We start from the raw sequence: 17,256 nt of genomic DNA, 5'->3' as shown, positions 1-17,256 counted from the left end.
GATTCCGAATGGTGACTACGGTTTCGGATCCGGTGCCGAGAACCGCCCCTGTCGGGACTTCGAGCCGGACGACCATTTGCCTGGCCAGACGATCACCCGCGGAAGGTAGGACTGGAATTGGGACGCTTCTCCGCCGTTCCCCCGCAGCGAACTCCAGGATCTCCGACGTGGCTTGGTAGTCGATGCCGGCCCGGGCGGTTCCATCGAACGTCGTGCATCGGACTGTCGCCGCGCCAAGGGCTTCTCCATGACGCACGACGTTCACGGTCACAACCCCGGCCGTATGCAATGTCGAGTATTCCGAGTTCTCAAACTCCAGGCGGCCGGGAAACGCCGGGTTCTCCTGGATCAGGCGAACGAAAGGGAAGTTCTTAAATTTCACGGAGTGGGGCGCTAGGGCGAAGAGTTCTCCCGTCTCGGAAATCGCGAGGGGGGAACCCTGGTTGGCCTGAAGCTGATCGAATTCTGGATCCACCTCGCCTGATGGTAGCAGGCGTGCCAGACCTCGACGACTTAAGCCACCTACCTTCTCGAACCATCCCGACAGGACGATCCTGCCATTGGGTTGAAGTGCTATGCTGGCGATGGATCCTCCCCATGGAACGACAGCCGGCTTCAGAGTGGCCGGATGGAACGTAGGATCGGCTCGTCCTGAGGGAAGTAATCGGGCAAGACCGGCAGACTGGTGGCCATCGACGTGCGTCAGCGCACCTGCGATCAGCAGCTTGCCGTCCGGTTGCAGACAAAGGGTGGTGACCCAGAACCCCTCCTCGAGTCCGACGATGTCGGGTTCGAACTCCAGGTCGAGGCCTCCGTCCGATTTCAGCCGCGCGAGGCAAGGGCGACTCCTCCCCTGGATCTCCCCGAACTTCCCCGCGACAATCCAGTTCCCGTTCGTCTGGCGAGCGATGGCTCGAATCGACTGAGGCGCGACTATTCCGGCGTTGAAGTGGGCCGCTGTGGATCCATCCAGGTTGAACTTCAGGAGGGATGGTGAACTCGGAGGACTGAAGGAGTCGCGGTGGAACCCGATGAGGAAGCTGCTCTCAGAATCCCAGGCTAGGACACTCACGCTCTGGCCTGAGAACTCTGGCTTAAGGATCAGGTTGGCCAGCCGGCCATCCCGGTTCAGGTGCGCCACCCCCGGCACCACATCGGCATCGGGCGGGGAGCGAAGCCAGCCATAAACCAGCGCTTCCCCATCAGATTTCACCGCCAGGTGTGAAAAAGAAGCAAAGAGTCCGTCGGGTGAGGCATAGCTCGCATCGAGGCCGCCCTGAGGATCCAGCCTGAACACGGCGTTGGTTCCTGTGATCGGCCACTCATCAAATGTCGAGGCAACGTAGGCGCCTCCACCCGAATGTGGAGCGAGCACGACCAACCCGCCGTAGGTCGGTTTGAACGAGACATCCACGGCGCCGGGGCCATCGTCGTCGTCATCCACCACGTTGAGCTCCACCTCGGCAGGAGGATTGATAAGCGCGGTGGTGGGGGTGGGTTCGCTCAGGCGAAATCGGAAGGACTCGGTTCCTTCCCGGAGGCTGTCCGACAGGAGGGGTATACGGATGGTGAAGCTGGCTTCGCCTGGAGGAAATGATGCGATTCCTGAAGTGGTCGTGTAGTCGAGTCCTGCCCGTGCACTTCCGTCGACGGTGGTATAGCGGACAGTGCCCGCGTTTCCTGCCGGTCCGAACCGCATTAACACCAGCTGAATTTCGGTTTCGGATTCTCCAACTGACCTGCGCCCCGGCACGATCCCGTAGGCCGAGTCATTGTCCACCAAGGTCACCAGGACATTGGTGGGGTTTCCGAAGGCAGCCCCGGGCGACGCGCTTGTCAGGACGATGCCGAAGCGCTTCTCCGCTTCACCTAAGGTGTCGTCCAGGATGGGCACTTCAAAGGTCTTCGAGATCTCCCCGTCCTGGAAGACCAGCTCCCCGTGCGTCTCGGTGTAATCAATGCCTGGCCGAGCTGTGTCACGAGGAGTGGACCAGAGATTGGTTGTGGTATGAAAACTGACGGAAGCGATTCCCTCGGAGCTTCGCAGGCGTTTCACCGTGCCCGTTAGGGAGGTTGAACCTTCGGTGACACTGAGGTCGAAGGTAGCAAACTGAAAGCGAGGCACGTGATTGGTCTCGTTTCCTCCTATCAATCGAGCCAAGCCGGGGCGGGATCCGCCGCCGACGGTGGTGAAGGGTCCCGAGACCATCAGCTCTCCGCCTTGCGCGATGGCGATCTGCTCGACTCGGGTGTTGAGTCCATCCCCGGGGAAGATCACCCCCGCGTCAAATGCCAGGTCGATCGCCCCATTGGAGGCCAAGCGAACGAGGCCCTCAGCAAAGGTCCCCCGATAGGTTTCGAAAGCGCCGCCGACCAGGATCTTTCCATCCTGGGGTTGGATGGCCAGCGCCTTCACCCATGCGGCCAGGCCTTGGGTACCGAACGCCGTGCCTGTTTGGAACGAGGAGTCCCGCGTCCCATTCGCGTTGAGTCGCATCAGCAGGCCGCCGCTTCCACCGATCAACATTTTTTGGTCGCTTTGCACGGCGATCGCGCTGAGCTGAGAGGATTCAGGCACAGCGGGCGTCCACCGACGATCCACTACACCGTTCGAGCCCAGTCGGGCGATCCCCCGCCTCGCGAGCCCGGGGCTCGCATCGAAGTTTCCAACTATAAGGATCTGACCAGACCCCAAAAAGACGGCCTGTGAGACCACGCTCCCGAGCCAAAGGTCTGCTTGAAAACTGGAGTCCAGATCTCCGTTGATCTCTAAACGGGCAATGCCGTTGCGGGGGGCACCATCCACCTGGGTGAAGTTGCCGCACACCAGAATTCTCCCATCGCGCTGGACTGTCAGGGCGGTGATCGCTCCACCTGTGAAATCGGCCTGATGGAACGCAGGGTCGATGTCCCCTTGGGCCGAGATCTGGATCACGGTGAGCTGTCTACTGTTTGAAAAAGTAAACCCACCTGAGATGAGTAGTTTATCTTCCACGGAACTCAGGGCCACCTTGTGGGACCTGCTGCGGCGCTCCATGGGAAGCGAGAAGGATCGCAGGGCAGAGCCATCCTGCCGGAGCCAGCGGAGGATGTAGCTTTGCCCAGGCGGTGTCGTCGGTTCCACCACCACGACCGTCCCGCCATCCGGGAGAGGTAGAAACCAGCCGGCCCGTGAATCAGCAGGCAGGTCGGGCAGAAAGCCTTTGTCGACCTGGCCCGCCTGCCCGAAGAGTCTGCCGGTGGCCAGCCATAGGATGGCGTGTAGGGCTACGGCAGTGACTGCCTCGCTCCACCTCCGATGTGAGTTTTTAGCGTGGCGCCTCCATGTGATGTATCCTGGTTCCATAGTTCTTTGGGGGATGTAGCTCCCTGCTGCCAGCTCAGGCCGCTTGCGGAATCCGATGCGGTCCAAGTCGTCCGGCAGAAGTTCCGTCCTCTGCCAGAAGCATCAAGCGCGAGTTGGGCGAGACCTGGACCTATCACGGCTGTGTGAGGCAAGGCCAGCAAAAAGGCAGCGGCAGGCAGCGCGTTGTTCCGACAACCAACGGTCCCTCCACTTACTGACCGCCATCCACGGCCGAGGCTTGCGCAGGACCAGATGGCCACGCTTGCAGTATTTCCCAAACTAACCTCCTTCGCGAAATCCTTATTTGATGGATGGAACCGGTTGTCCGGTGCAGACGCGCGGCAGATCGGGTGGGAGTTTTATTCCTCCTGGCCGCTCCCGTGCGCCTCCTTCGGTGAATTTGGTTCCATCGGCCACCTTGCAGTCGACCACGGGCTGCTGAGGAACGCCAACCATAGAACCACCACACATCATGAAACTAACAAAACGAGATCTAATGAAAACTCTTCATCGCTGCTCGGTTGCTGCGATGCTCCTTCAAACCTGTTCCTGGCTGCAGGCGGGTGTTGCCGTGCTCGAACTGGAACGCTCAACCGATGCTCAGAATTGGCAGAAAGTGATTCTCGCTCCTTCCTCCCTGAATGCGACCGGCGGTGTTCTGCAGAACACCCATGATCCAAAGGCTCTCTATCGTCTGCGCATCCGCGACGATCAGCAGTCGGGGTTCATCACCGCCCTCCCTCTCAGCGAAGCCCCTGGCGAAACCGTTGAGATCGCCAAGCAGTTTGTCCTGGAAGTGCTGGCTGATGGGCCGGAGACGGACGGGGGTGATCCTGAGGGTGGATGGATCGACGCCCAGCTTGGGCCGATTTGCTATCCGGTCTACGATCCCGCCGTCGACCAGGGTCGCACGCCGGCCTATCTCGAGTTCAAACTGGTGCGTGCGGCCAAGCCATCGGCCCGGCCCTCGCCCAACAATCCCTTGGGCATGAGTCCCCCCGATCTGTCGGAAACTCAGCATGAGCTAGGTTACCTTCTCGTGTCCTTAACCCAGAACGATTCCCCGGTTCCGAGCTTCGCGCAGGATGGTCCGACACCCGTTGAGACGCTTCTGCGCAAGGCCAGGACCACCGGTCCGGTCAAAGCGGTACGATTGGATGAAGGCTTGCTCGTCGGGGAAAACCCCGAAGGCGAGATTGTCGCCAGCCTGGGAAACGCACCGATTTCCATCGATCCCAAGGTGCTGGAGATTGTGGGAAAAGAGTTCACCGGAGGGGACAACGGCCAGGGCGTTCAGGACGACAATCGCGTGGAGTTTCCCGTCCGCGGACACGCTTCCTATCGGGAGTTCAAAGCCGATCTGCTCACGAATCCTTTCTATGCCGAGCTGCGATGGTTGCGGGCCAAGAACGCCTCCTTGGAGTGGCGCGGCGTGTTGGGCAACGTTCCGAAATCCATCGTGGTGCCTTTGAATGCTCGAACCGTGCTGTTTGATAATCGTCGCGTGCGTTCGGCCGAACTCTCCGAGCCTGGTCTGGCCGCGTTAACCATTCCTACTGGCCGCAATGGTCTTTGGGTGACGGGCCAGAAGGCCGGCGGAGCCATGCTTGAGGTGGTCTTCGCGGACGGTACCTTTGAGCATGTTCTGCTGCACGCTGGAACCCTGGTTCCCCAACTCCCCACGCTCCAGTCGACGAGCGCCGGGTGGACGGCCTGGAAGTATTGGTACGCCGGCGGTTGGAGCGACCAACGACGCTACCAGCAATACCAGAATGATCCACAGATGTGCACCGGCGGGGCGAGCGGATGCGGTCCTGCTGCGTGGGCGATGTTGTATGGATGGTGGGATCGCAAAGGCTCACCCCGGTTGCTCAAGAGCACCAGCCAAGCGGACTCGCCGCTTTACAACGACGACAGCGTGTTGGACTGCAATCGGTATGTGTTCGATGAGGTGGGGCCGTTCTGTGTCAACGGGCAGGCGGCGACCATGCCATGGAACATGAAGCATGGGGCGAAATGGGCTCAGCATCGCAATGCCGGACGGGATATTACTTGGACTTGGGGCGTTCCCTACGCGAGCCCGGGCTCTGTGAGCAAGGCGGCCGATGCGATCAAGGCGGGGCGACCGGCGATCGTGGGCTTGGGCTTCTATTGGCATTACCCTCTGGCGTATGGGTACAAGGGACGGCAGTACAAGACCGGCTCGGTCGTTTGGAATACGCAGCGGTACTTCAAGTGCAACATGGGGTGGGGCGGGGATTCACCCCAGTGGCACAACGCCTCGAGCACTTGGTTCGCCACTCATGCTCGCTATTGGTGAGATCGGAACCAAACCAGGTCGGACCGATCCAGTGGAAGTTTAACTTCCACTGGAATCGGTCCGGCTCAGAGGACGGTTACTCGTCGCGATGTGTGGCGCTCAAAGTTGTGTGGTAACAGCAGTCCCACGCGTTGCGCACCCTTGCGACCGTCCTGCAAAGCCATGAACGTGCAACCGTAGCGCAAGAATGGGCCGTGCTCTGGGGTGTTTACCCCAGGGCGACGCGAGTTGAGATTGTCTGTCCCTGCCGGTAGTCGGGTTACACCCCATAGAACTCAGGAGAAGCCGCCCATACTTTGCGGTTCACGAATCAAAACAGCCGCAAGAGCAATGAAACACTCGATGCCCGCTGTCCTGGGGCAGACACCCCAGGAACATCAACACCAAACAAACCATAAAGTATGTCAAAAAAATCTGTCTTCTGCATCTCATCATCCCGTGAACAAGCCGATCGCATTGTCGATCAACTGAAGGCCGCCCACTTCTCCAATAACGATATTTCAGTGCTTTTCCCTGATAAGGGAACGTCGCGTGACTTTGCGCATGAGAAGAACACCAAGGCTCCCGAAGGCGCGGTCGCCGGGGCGGGCACCGGCGGTGTGGTTGGCGGTGCCTTAGGCTGGATCGTTGGGATTGGCGCGTTGGCGATCCCGGGCGTTGGACCGTTCATCGCGGCTGGACCCATTCTGGCAGCCCTTAGCGGGGCGGCCATTGGAGCGGCGGCGGGAGGCATCGCTGGCGGTCTGATTGGCTTGGGTATTCCAGAGCTCGAGGCCAAACGTTATGAGGGGAAAGTCAAGGAGGGCAACATGCTGCTGTCGGTTCATACTGAGAACTCAGCGGAAATCACCCGAGCCAAGGACATCTTCACTCAAGCGGGAGCCCAGGATATCTGCACTTCGGGCGAAGCCGCAGCCCCCAAAGGAAGTCGCGTGGTCGACCCTGTCGTCGGTCAGGACAAAACCGTCCTCGGCGTGGGCCACTGAGCTGTCTCAGCACCGGATATGAAGGCCCAAGCCAGTATCCCGGAAAGCGCTATGAGGAGGTAGAAGCGGACCTGCAGCGCAATTACGAAAAATCCAAAGGCAACGCAACCCTCAGCTGGGACAAGGCAAAGCACGCAACGCGGGATGCCTGGCATCGGGTCGAGAAAACGGTTTCCGAAGCGGGTGCCGCGGGCAAGGATCGCACCACCCCTGAGCGCAAGCGCACGGGGCCTGTGTCCTAGGCAGTATCTCACCCCTGGAGCCACCTCGCGGTGGCTCCAGGGGTCTTCCACCTACCTCACACCTTATCCGTTATTATGAGTCATTCAGAGAGTAGAGCCCAGGAATACGCACGCCGTTTTATTTCCACAACCGAAAGCGAGTTCATGGCTTACACGCCTGATGACTTTGCTGAGGATGTGGTGGTCGATGGACGCCCTCTACGGGTCACCGCGAAACAGCATATTGTCAAAGTGCTCTGGGGAGTGACTCCTCGGGCCCTAACCGACGGAGCCTCGGAGGAATCACCGTTAATGGCGGCTCCTTTCATCACTGTGGAACGTTTGAAGCACTCCGTTCAACCCACGGGTGACTGACCATTAAAGTCCAGCCAGGGTCGGGCGGGACAGGCTATCGTCAACCGGGTGGGAGAACTGCGCTTCAGGATAACTGGAGCGAAGCCGCACAGCCCTCGCTCCAGTTTGGGCCTCCTGAATGCACAACATGTTGCACCGGTACTCTGGTGACGGACGCACGTTATCCAACTAGCCCACATCTCTCAATGGGGTGTTCACCCCATACGAGTGCTACTGAACAACGATCCGGAGATTTGTGGGGGGCAACAGGGGGCTCGCTGCGGATTCTCCTGACTCATCATGCATCTGGTTGACAACACCCTTGCTGCCGATGATTTGGCTTAGGACCCTGGTCACCGCTGCCTTTTCTGTGGGGCTCTTGGCCGCTCCCGTTGCGGTGATGACTCCATGCGTCGTCTGAATCTTGGCCGTCACCCTTGCCGTGGATCGATGCAAGAGAAGTGCTGACTTGCCCAGAGCCGCTAGAGATGCGTCGTCGATGGATACTGGTTCGGCCTCTCCCTTTTCGAGGGCGGCCGCCCTAATAATGAGCAGGTTCTTAACCCCTAGGACTCCCGGAATTTCTTTCGCGATCCGTGCTGCCTTGTCCTTTTGTAGCAACCCGGAGGCTGTGCCGCAAAGTGTGGCCAATCCATCCTTCACTTCCACCGCGATCCGACTTGTGACCAGGTCGCGGTCAGACCGAAGTGCAGTTTTCACTCTCGAGTAGGTCAATCCGTCCGATTCCTCCCCCTGAGTTTTGGATTGAACGGTCACTTGGTTCTCGATGTTCGTCACCCCGGCGATGCTGGCCACGGTGTCCTCGGCGAGCGAACGGTGCACCACGTCGGCGACAGTTCCCGATATTTTCACCGATCCAGTGATCGAGCTTACCGTGATGGAGTCGTATTTCAGGAAGTTCCTGAAAACGTAGGACGACCTCGCTGAGCGTTCGATTCGGGCATCGCTTTCGGAAATCGTCGGTATCGCTGCGAGAACTTGCGTTGGCGACACGCTCAACAGCAATACTGTCCCAAGACTAAGGATGGTCTTCATAGGTTGTTTTTCTTGTAAGAGTTCGCTTCCGACAGGTTCCACTTCGGCTGGCTGGGATCATCGCCGCTGTGCAGTCAGTGCTGGCCTATCGCGATTTCTGAGGTTAATCCCAAGCGTCGCACTGCCTATGGGGTGTAACCCTCACACCTCCGAGAATGGGGCCGGGTAATACCCCATACTCATCGCTCTTGTCCTCCTGCATGGTTGGGCCTGATTCTCGAAAAGCATTGTTGCCTCAGGAGGATCGGTTGGAACGAAAAAACTATGCAGATCCTGTCCTCACGGCTTCAAAACTGGATCGCTCGTCCTATTGGTCTGCGCCCAGTTGCGACGGAACCGCCTTTGCGGGGCGAGCTCTTCAGCGTGGACCAGCTGGCGCGGCATGCGGCCGCTCTCGCAGTCCATCACCAGGTCATTACGCGGCGGGGCTCGAATAATCTTTTAAGTCGTTTGGAGCAAAATGAGGACATCCTGCGAGCGTTCAACCACGCGACACTCACGGTAGACAAAACCCGGCGGGTGACCCCTGCGGCTGAATGGCTGCTCGATAATTTTTATCTCATCGAGGAACAAATCCATCTGGCTAGGCGGCATCTTCCACGTGGTTATAGCCGGGAGCTTCCGCGCTTGGTCGATGGACCCTCGGCCGGACTTCCACGTGTCTATGACATCGTCCTCGAGATGATCTCGCACGTCGACGCCCAGATGGACGCACCGGGGCTGAGCGCGTTCGTGGCAGCCTACCAGAAAGTGGTTTCCTTGAAGCTGGGGGAGCTGTGGGCGATTCCCATCATGCTGCGGCTGGGTTTAATTGAGAACCTTCAGCGTGTCACCAGCCGATTGAATATCGCAAGGGATGACCGTGATCTGGCGGATCTCTGGGTGGATCGATTGCAGGACATGGCTGAAAAGAACCCTTCCCATCTGGTGATCGTGGTGGCGGATATGGCCAAGGCTGACCTGCCGGTGTCTAGTTCGTTCGTAGCTGAATTCTGTCAGCGGCTATCCCGGCAGAGCCCGGTCTTGCATCTCGCGCGGGGCTGGCTGGAGCAGCGACTCGCTGATCATGGACTCGGCATCGAGCAGCTCGTCCACCAGGAAAGCCAGAACCAAGCGGCTGACCAGGTTTCCGTCAGCCACAGCATCGCGAGTCTGCGATTGCTGAGTTCCATGGACTGGAAGGAGTTCGTCGAATCCCTCAGCCAGGTTGAAGCCACGTTGCGATCCGACTCGATGGACGTTTACAGCAAGATGGATTTCGCGACCCGCGATCGCTATCGACATGCCGTCGAGTACTTCTCGCGGCACAGCCGGCTGTCAGAGACCGAGGTGGCGCACCGGGCTGTCCAGCTGGCTCAGGGTGGCCGAACCCAGGGAGCTGACGCGCTCCGCCAAGCTCACGTTGGCTACTACCTGATCGACAAAGGGCGGACTTCCTTGGGCGCGGCGGTCGAGATTCGGTGGCCGTGGGGATCTGTGAAGGAGCGTTTGATTAGGCGTTTTCCACTCACGTTCTACACGGGCGGCGTTGGTCTTTTCAGCGGGCTCGCAACCCTCGGCTTTGTATACCACGCACATACCATGGGTGTGCACGGGGGCAAGCTTACGTTGATTAGCCTGATGTTTCTCCTGTGCGCCAGCCAGCTGGCAGTAGCGCTCATGAATTGGCTCTCCACGCTGCTTCTGCAGCCCAGCTTGCTCCCGCGCATGGACTATTCCACTGGAATCGTTCCTGAGTGCCGCGCCATGGTTGTGGTCCCTACTATGCTCACCAGCTTGGCTGGGGTGGACCGCCTCATCGAGAGTTTGGAGATTCATCAGCTGGCCAACCGCGATGACCATCTCCACTTCGCCTTGCTCACGGACTTTCGCGATGCATCCGGAGAAACCCAGCCGGAGGACGAACCCTTGTTGCAGAGGGCCAGGCAAGGGATGGAGCGACTGAACCAGAAGTATCCCTCGGCCGCCCAAACCCGGTTCTTCCTCTTTCACAGGCCGCGCCGTTGGAACGCGAGCGAGGGTGTGTGGATGGGATACGAGCGCAAGCGGGGTAAGCTGACGGAGTTCAATGCGCTGCTTCGAGGGGGAGGAGGAGGCTGCTTCTCGGAGATTGTTGGCGACACGACCATTCTGCCCGGGGTGAAGTATGTCATCACGCTGGATACCGACACCCATTTGCCGCGTGAAGCCGCGCGTCAGCTCGTGGGCACGATGGCGCATCCTCTGAATCATCCCGTGTTCGATGAGGGCCGGGGCGTCGTCGCCGAGGGATACAGCATTCTGCAACCACGAGTCAGCGTTAGCCTGCCGAGTGCACGACGGTCGTGGTTTGTTCGGCTCTTTGCCGCCGACGCGGGCATTGACCCCTATACCCGTGAGGTTTCCGACGTTTACCAGGACGTCTTCGGGGAAGGCTCCTTCATTGGCAAAGGAATCTATGACGTCGATGCATTCGAGCGGGCGATTCACGGGCGCTTTCCGGAGAATACAATTCTCAGCCATGATCTCCTCGAATCGTGTCATGCTCGCTCGGCCCTGGTTTGTGATGTCGAGTTGTATGAGGAATTTCCGTCCCGTTACAACGTGGATATGGATCGTCGGCACCGTTGGATTCGCGGCGATTGGCAGATCACCCAATGGCTCCTCCGTCGGGTCCCCGGATCCGGCCTTCGCCGGATCACCAACCCGCTCTCCGGATTGTCGCAGTGGAAAATTTTCGACAATCTGCGGCGCAGCCTTGTTCCGTTGGGCTTGCTGGGCTTAATGCTTGGCAGTTGGCTCTTTTTACCCCAGCTGAGCAGCCTGGGGACTCTGCTGGTCTTCGGGATCATCGGGCTTCCCAGCTGTTTGGCTGCGCTGGTGGAGCTGGTGCGCAAACCCGTGGATCTGCCTTGGGGGATGCATTTGGAAGGCGTGGTGGGATCAGTCAGCCGGCAACTGGGCCAGATTTTCCTGACCCTCGCCTTCCTGCCCTATGATGCTTTTATCAGCGTGGATGCAATCGGTCGGACGACGGTCCGGCTGCTTTTCACGCGCCGTCGGCTGCTCGAATGGAAAACATCGAGCGACTCGGATCGGGTTGCGCATGCGGATCTGGCGGGATTCTACGCGACGATGTGGATCGCTCCGTTGGTTGGAGTCGCCGCCGGCATCCTTTTGGTGTTTTTGCAGCCGACTCACTTGCCGCAGGCAGTTCCACTGCTCGGATTGTGGCTGGTTGCTCCGTGGATCGCGTGGTGGATCAGTCAGCCGATTGAGTCTTTCGATCCGGCCTTGTCGGCTGAACAAGTGCTTTTCCTCCGGAGAACGGCCCGGCGGACTTGGAGCTACTTCGAGACCTTCGTAACGGCTCGGGAGAACTGGCTTCCGCCGGACAATTTTCAGGAAGTCCCCGTCCCCGTTGTCGCCACCCGGACCTCACCCACGAACATGGGACTGGCGCTCCTGGCCAATTTGGCCGCGAGGGATTTCGGCTATCTTTCACTCGGAGGCTTTGTGCGTCGAACGAGCGCCGCCCTATCCACCATGCAAGGCTTGGAGCGAAATCGCGGTCACTTTTACAATTGGTATGAAACCCGAACGCTGCGGCCGTTGCTTCCCCTCTACGTGTCGAGTGTGGACAGTGGCAACATGGCCGGACATCTGTTGATACTCGGCTCTGGGTTGCGAGAACAGTCCGATGAACTCATCTTCAGCTCGCGGGTCTTCGCCGGGCTTGATGACACCGTCAAGATTCTGCAGGAGCTGGAGCCTGGCAATCCGGAATTGTCGACGCTGGCTACTGATCTGACAGCCACTCCCGCTGGCTTGCGCGCGTCCCTGGCGCTGCTGCGAAAAGTCAGCTGGCAGGCTTCGGCGTTGGCGGTGAGCTTGGAGAACCGTTCGGCCGAGCTGGCCAGCTGGTCACAAGCACTGAAGCTCCAGTGTGCGGATCATGTGGAGGAGTTGTTGTTCCTTGCGCCGTGGTTGCGGATTGTGCACTCCACCGGGATCGGATCATCAGGGCTGGCCGCCGAACTTGGTCGGCTGGATCAGGCAGTCACGCTCCGTGAGATCGCAGAGCTGGAGCCGTTGCCGGGGGCGGCTGGCGACCACGGTGACTTGCTGGCCTCCGTGAGGGAGGCCAGCACCCGCGCTCGGATCCGTATCGCCCACCTTGAGCAGCTGGCTCTTCAGGCCGAGGGAATGGCCACTGGAATGGACTTCGCGTTCCTGTTCAACCGCTCTCGGGATCTTTTTTGCACCGGCTTCAATGTGACCGAAGGCCGGTGCGATGCGGGGTTCTACGACCTGCTGGCCTCGGAGGCCCGGCTGTGCAGCTATGTCGCCATCGCGATGGGACAAATCCCGCAGGACCACTGGTTCTCCCTGGGGCGTCTGCTGGTAGCCGTTCAAGGATCACCGATCCTGGTTTCTTGGAGCGGCTCGATGTTTGAGTACTTGATGCCCCTGCTGGTCATGCCCAATTACCCGAATACGCTGCTCGACCACACCTGTCGCGCGGTGGTGGAGCAGCAGATTGAGTATGGCAGAGTCCGTGAGGTTCCATGGGGCATCTCCGAGTCCGGTTACAATCGCACTGATGTTCAATTCAACTACCAGTATCGCGCCTTTGGCGTCCCGGGGCTAGGGTTGAAGCGCGGGCTTAGCGAAGACCTGGTGGTGGCTCCATACGCCACTGCGATGGCGTTAATGGTCGCCCCCGTTGACGCCTGCGAGAACCTGCAACGGCTAGCGCAGGAGGGACGTGTGGGAACTTGTGGTTTTTACGAGGCGGTGGATTATACACCGGCACGACTGCCACCTGATGGCCGGAGCGCCACCATCAGGTCGTTCATGATCCACCATCAAGCGATGAGCCTTCTGGCGATGGTCCATGTTATCCATGACCGGCCGATGCAGAGGCGCTTCCTCGAGTGCCCGATGCTGAAGGCGGCCGACCTGCTTCTGCAGGAACGGGTGCCTAGGACGGCCCCGACCGTGCTGTCGGAAGACCTGGATCTGGAGGAGCCGCGAGCCTTCGCGGGCGATGGTGAGCAGATCATGCGGGTCCTCACCCACCCCAACTCCCCGGCGCCCGAGGTTCATCTGCTGTCCAACGGGAGCTATCACGTCATGGTCAGCAGTGCCGGAGGGGGCTACAGTCGCTGGCGCGACCTGGCGGTCACCCGTTGGAGGGAGGATGCCACCAGGGATTGCTGGGGGACATTTGTCTATTTGCGCGACGTGGCGACCGGAGAGTTCTGGTCTACCGCATTCCAACCCACGCTCCGGGCGACGAAGGGCTATGAGGCCATCTTCACCCAGGCCCGCGCGGAGTTTAGGCAGCGCCACGTCGGTCTGGAGATCCATACCGAGATCAGCGTGTCGCCGGAGGACGATGTGGAGTTGCGGCGCGTCACCATCACCAATCGTTCGACGGGTTCGCGGGAAATTGAACTGACCAGTTACGCCGAGGTGGTGCTTGCCAATCCCGCTGCCGATGCCGCGCATCCTGCATTTAGCAATCTCTTCGTGCAAACCGAGTTCGCGCGGGCCTCGTCCTCGATTCTCTGCACTCGGCGCGCTCGATCCCAGGATGAGAGGCCTCCATGGCTTCTGCATCTACTCCTGGGCCAGGGGGGTGAACTTGGGGAGGTTTCCTGTGAAACCGACCGATCGCGGTTCGTCGGACGGGGTGGCAGCTTGATGAACCCGGCGGCGATGCAGGACCTGGCGCCGCTTTCCAATACGGCGGGCTCCGTGCTCGACCCGATCGTCTCGCTGCGGCGAAGGGTCAAGCTAGCCCCGGAAGCTACAGCCACACTCTACTTGGTTCTCGGGGTCTCCGAGAGCCGCCAAGCGGCCCTCGAGCAGGTGGAGAAATATCAAAGTTCGCGCATGGCGGACCGCGTCTTTGATCTGGCTTGGACTCATAGCCAAGTGACGTTGCACCAGCTCAACATCACCGAGGCGGAAGCCCAGGTTTATGGTCGCTTGGCTGGCGCTTTGATCTATGCCGACGCTGCGAGGCGGGCCAGCCCGGCCGTCTTGCTTAATAATCGGCGGGGACAGAACGGACTCTGGAGCTATGGAATCTCCGGTGATGCGCCGATCGTGCTGCTCCGCGTTGGAGACTCGGAGAAGATCGAGATTGTTAGGCAGCTGATCCAAGCGCATTCGTTTTGGCGCATGAAAGGGTTGACGGTGGACCTGGTCATTGTGAACGAGGATACGTCGATCTACCGCCAATCGCTGCAGGAGCAGATCACGAGTCTTATTTCCTCCGGCATCGAGGCGCAAATGCTTGATAAGCCGGGAGGCATCTTTGTTCGCCGCCTCGAGCAGATTCCCAACGACGATCGTGTGCTGCTGCAATCGGCGGCTCGCATCGTGCTCTATGACGAGAAGGGAACACTTGATGAACAGCTTGAACATCGCAGTGTGTTGGAGCCGTTAATCCCGCCCTTGCTGGTCTCACGCGCGCATTCTCGCGAGGTCTCTGGTTCTCTCCCAGTTCGCGATCTGCAGTTTGACAATGGATTGGGTGGCTTTACGCCGGACGGCGAGGAGTATGTTATCACTCTCGAACCCGGCCGGATGACACCCGCTCCCTGGGTGAATGTACTGGCGAATCCCTCGTTCGGCACCGTGGTCTCGGAGAGCGGCGCAGCCTATACCTGGGCGGAGAACGCGCATGAGTTTCGTCTGACCCCCTGGAGCAACGACCCCGTTCAGGACACGGCCGGTGAGGCGCTTTATATTCGGGACGAACAGACAGGAGAATTTTGGTCACCGACGCCTTTGCCGTCGCGCGGGCAGACGCCTTATGTCATTCGACATGGCTTCGGGTATACTGTGTTCGAGCATACGGAGCATGGAATTGCCTCCGAGTTGTGGGTGTATGTGGCCGTTGATGCACCGGTGAAGTTCACTGTGTTAAAGCTGCGCAATGTCTCGGGCAGGGTGCGCCGCATCTCCGTCACGGGCTACTGGGAGTGGGTGTTGGGTGATCTCCGAAGCAAGAGTCTGCTTCACGTGCAGACCGAGGTCGACATCAAGACCGGGGCTCTCTTGGCGCGCAATTACTACAATACCGAGTTCCCGGAGCGGCTGGTGTACATCGATGTAAACGACGCCACCCGCACGCTCACCGGCGACCGAAAGGAGTTCATCGGGAGAAACGGAAGCTTGTCGCAGCCAGCGGCCCTGAGGCGCGCGCGGCTATCAGGAAGAGTAGGTGCCGGGTTGGATCCTTGTGGCGCGGTTCAGATTGCCTTTAATCTTTCCCCTGGGCAGGAACGCGAAACGAGCTTTCGGCTGGGCGTGGGCCGCAATAGCGGCGAACTGCAGAGTTTGATCCGGCGGTTCCGTAGAGCCGATGCTTGCCGCTCCGCGCTCGAAAGTGTTCGGGAGTATTGGAAGAAGACCCTTGGGGCCGTGCAGGTGGAGACGCCGGATCGGGCGGTCAACGTGATGGCCAACGGCTGGCTTCTTTATCAGACCTTGAGCTGCCGGGTTTGGGGTCGGAGCGGGTTCTACCAGTCCGGAGGTGCGTATGGATTTCGGGATCAGCTGCAGGATGTCATGGCCTTGGTCCATTGCGAACCGGCGATCTCCCGCGAGCACCTGCTGCGCGTCGCCGCGCACCAGTTTCGCGAAGGTGATGTTCAACATTGGTGGCATCCCCCGGCTGGACGGGGAGTGCGCACGCACATCTCCGACGATTATCTATGGCTGCCCTACGTGACCTGTCGGTACGTCCGGTGCGTGGCCGACACCGGAGTGCTCGAGGAGAGAATCCCCTTCATTGAGGCCCGTGCGGTTAAGCCGGATGAGGAAGCCTATTACGACCTGCCGAATCGTTCCGAGGAGACGGACACGCTTTACCAGCATTGCGTCCGCGCCATTGAGCGCGGATTGCGCTTTGGCGAGCACGGTTTGCCATTGATGGGCTGCGGCGATTGGAATGACGGCATGAACAAGGTCGGGAATGAGGGACGCGGCGAGAGCGTCTGGCTCGCGTTCTTTCTCTACGACGTGCTCACTCAATTTGCGTCCCTCGCCCGCGCTCGGCTAGACATCCCCTTTGCTGAACGATGCCTCGAAGAAGCTCGTAAGCTCCAGGAGAACATTGAGCAGCACGCCTGGGATGGCGGATGGTATCGTCGTGCCTATTTCGATAGTGGCGAACCGTTGGGTTCAGCGCTCAACCCGGAGTGCCAAATCGATTCGTTGCCGCAAAGCTGGTCGGTGATCAGCGGGGCGGGACATCCGCCCCGGACCCGCTTGGCGATGGACGCGGTCGACCAGCGCCTCGTGCGGCGAAGCGCGAAGCTCGTGCAGCTGTTTGACCCCCCCTTCGACAAGGCGGCGATGAACCCGGGCTATATCAAGGGCTACATTCCTGGAGTGCGTGAGAACGGCGGGCAATACACGCACGGCGCCATTTGGACGGCCATGGCCTTCGCTCTGTTGGGCGAAGATGATCGGGCGTGGGAGCTCTTCCGGCTCTTGAATCCCATCCACCATGGAAGCACGGCGAAGCAAATCCAGACGTACAAGGTTGAACCCTACGTAGTGGCTGCGGACGTCTATGCAGTTGCTCCGCACACAGGTCGCGGCGGTTGGACTTGGTATACTGGTTCGGCTGGCTGGATGTACCGTCTACTGGTCGAGACGCTTCTTGGTGTAAACATTGAAGGCGATCGATTGCGTCTGACCCCGCGCCTGCCGAAGGCCTGGAGGAAGTATACCATTCACTATCGGTACCATCAGACCATGTACCACATCACGATCAGCCATCCCTCCGAGGGGGTCGCGACGCCGAGTCGACTCCTACTCGACGGAAAGCCACTTCCTTCAGAAATCGTGCCCTTGGTCGATGACCGTCGCGATCATAGCGTCGAGTTAACAGTCGCTACCCCCAGGGCGGCATCACCCGATGGGAAGGTCGGCTGAATCGTAGCGTTCAACCCCAATCGCCTAAGAGTG

The 17,256-nt window shown here is 59.7% G+C and carries 6 protein-coding genes; 4 read left to right on the top strand and 2 right to left on the bottom strand.

From position 1 onward, the window contains the following. Positions 1–3,346 (bottom strand): hypothetical protein (locus JNN07_07495; GenBank protein ID MBL9167570.1); only part of this gene is annotated, 3,346 nt, incomplete at its 3' end. A 496-nt stretch (positions 3,347–3,842) separates the two neighbouring features. On the opposite strand from JNN07_07495, the gene JNN07_07490 reads away from it, so the two are divergent. The 3 genes from JNN07_07490 to JNN07_07480 all read left to right on the top strand — a co-directional run bounded on the left by JNN07_07490 (position 3,843) and on the right by JNN07_07480 (position 7,248). Further along, entirely contained in the window at positions 3,843–5,666 is a 1,824-nt protein-coding gene (locus tag JNN07_07490; GenBank protein MBL9167569.1) for a hypothetical protein, read from the top strand. A gap of 401 nt (positions 5,667–6,067) precedes the next feature. Further along, positions 6,068–6,652, top strand: coding sequence for a DUF3341 domain-containing protein (locus JNN07_07485; GenBank protein ID MBL9167568.1), 585 nt, complete (start codon positions 6,068–6,070; stop codon positions 6,650–6,652). Positions 6,653–6,969: 317 nt separating this feature from the next. Then, entirely contained in the window at positions 6,970–7,248 is a 279-nt protein-coding gene (locus JNN07_07480) for a hypothetical protein (protein MBL9167567.1), read from the top strand. Between the two features lie 210 nt (positions 7,249–7,458). On the opposite strand, the gene JNN07_07475 is transcribed toward JNN07_07480, so the two are convergent. Next, positions 7,459–8,283 (bottom strand): BON domain-containing protein, encoded by an 825-nt coding sequence (locus JNN07_07475; protein MBL9167566.1) that lies wholly within the window; start codon positions 8,281–8,283, stop codon positions 7,459–7,461. A 264-nt stretch (positions 8,284–8,547) separates the two neighbouring features. On the opposite strand from JNN07_07475, the gene JNN07_07470 reads away from it, so the two are divergent. Next, positions 8,548–17,223, top strand: a complete 8,676-nt coding sequence (locus JNN07_07470) for a hypothetical protein (protein ID MBL9167565.1) — start codon at positions 8,548–8,550, stop codon at positions 17,221–17,223. Positions 17,224–17,256: the final 33 nt, after the last annotated feature.

The sequence above is a fragment of the Verrucomicrobiales bacterium genome (genome assembly GCA_016793885.1).
Taxonomy (GTDB): domain Bacteria; phylum Verrucomicrobiota; class Verrucomicrobiia; order Limisphaerales; family UBA11320; genus UBA11320.
Note: the sequence above shows the minus strand (reverse complement) of the source record. Positions and strands in the feature narration are given on the sequence as shown.

Coding starts and splice junctions, on each gene's coding strand:
- JNN07_07490 (MBL9167569.1), top strand. CDS start 3,843: ATGAAAACTCTTCATCGCTGCTCGGTTGCTGCGATGCTCCTTCAAACC.
- JNN07_07485 (MBL9167568.1), top strand. CDS start 6,068: ATGTCAAAAAAATCTGTCTTCTGCATCTCATCATCCCGTGAACAAGCC.
- JNN07_07480 (MBL9167567.1), top strand. CDS start 6,970: ATGAGTCATTCAGAGAGTAGAGCCCAGGAATACGCACGCCGTTTTATT.
- JNN07_07475 (MBL9167566.1), bottom strand. CDS start 8,283: ATGAAGACCATCCTTAGTCTTGGGACAGTATTGCTGTTGAGCGTGTCG.
- JNN07_07470 (MBL9167565.1), top strand. CDS start 8,548: ATGCAGATCCTGTCCTCACGGCTTCAAAACTGGATCGCTCGTCCTATT.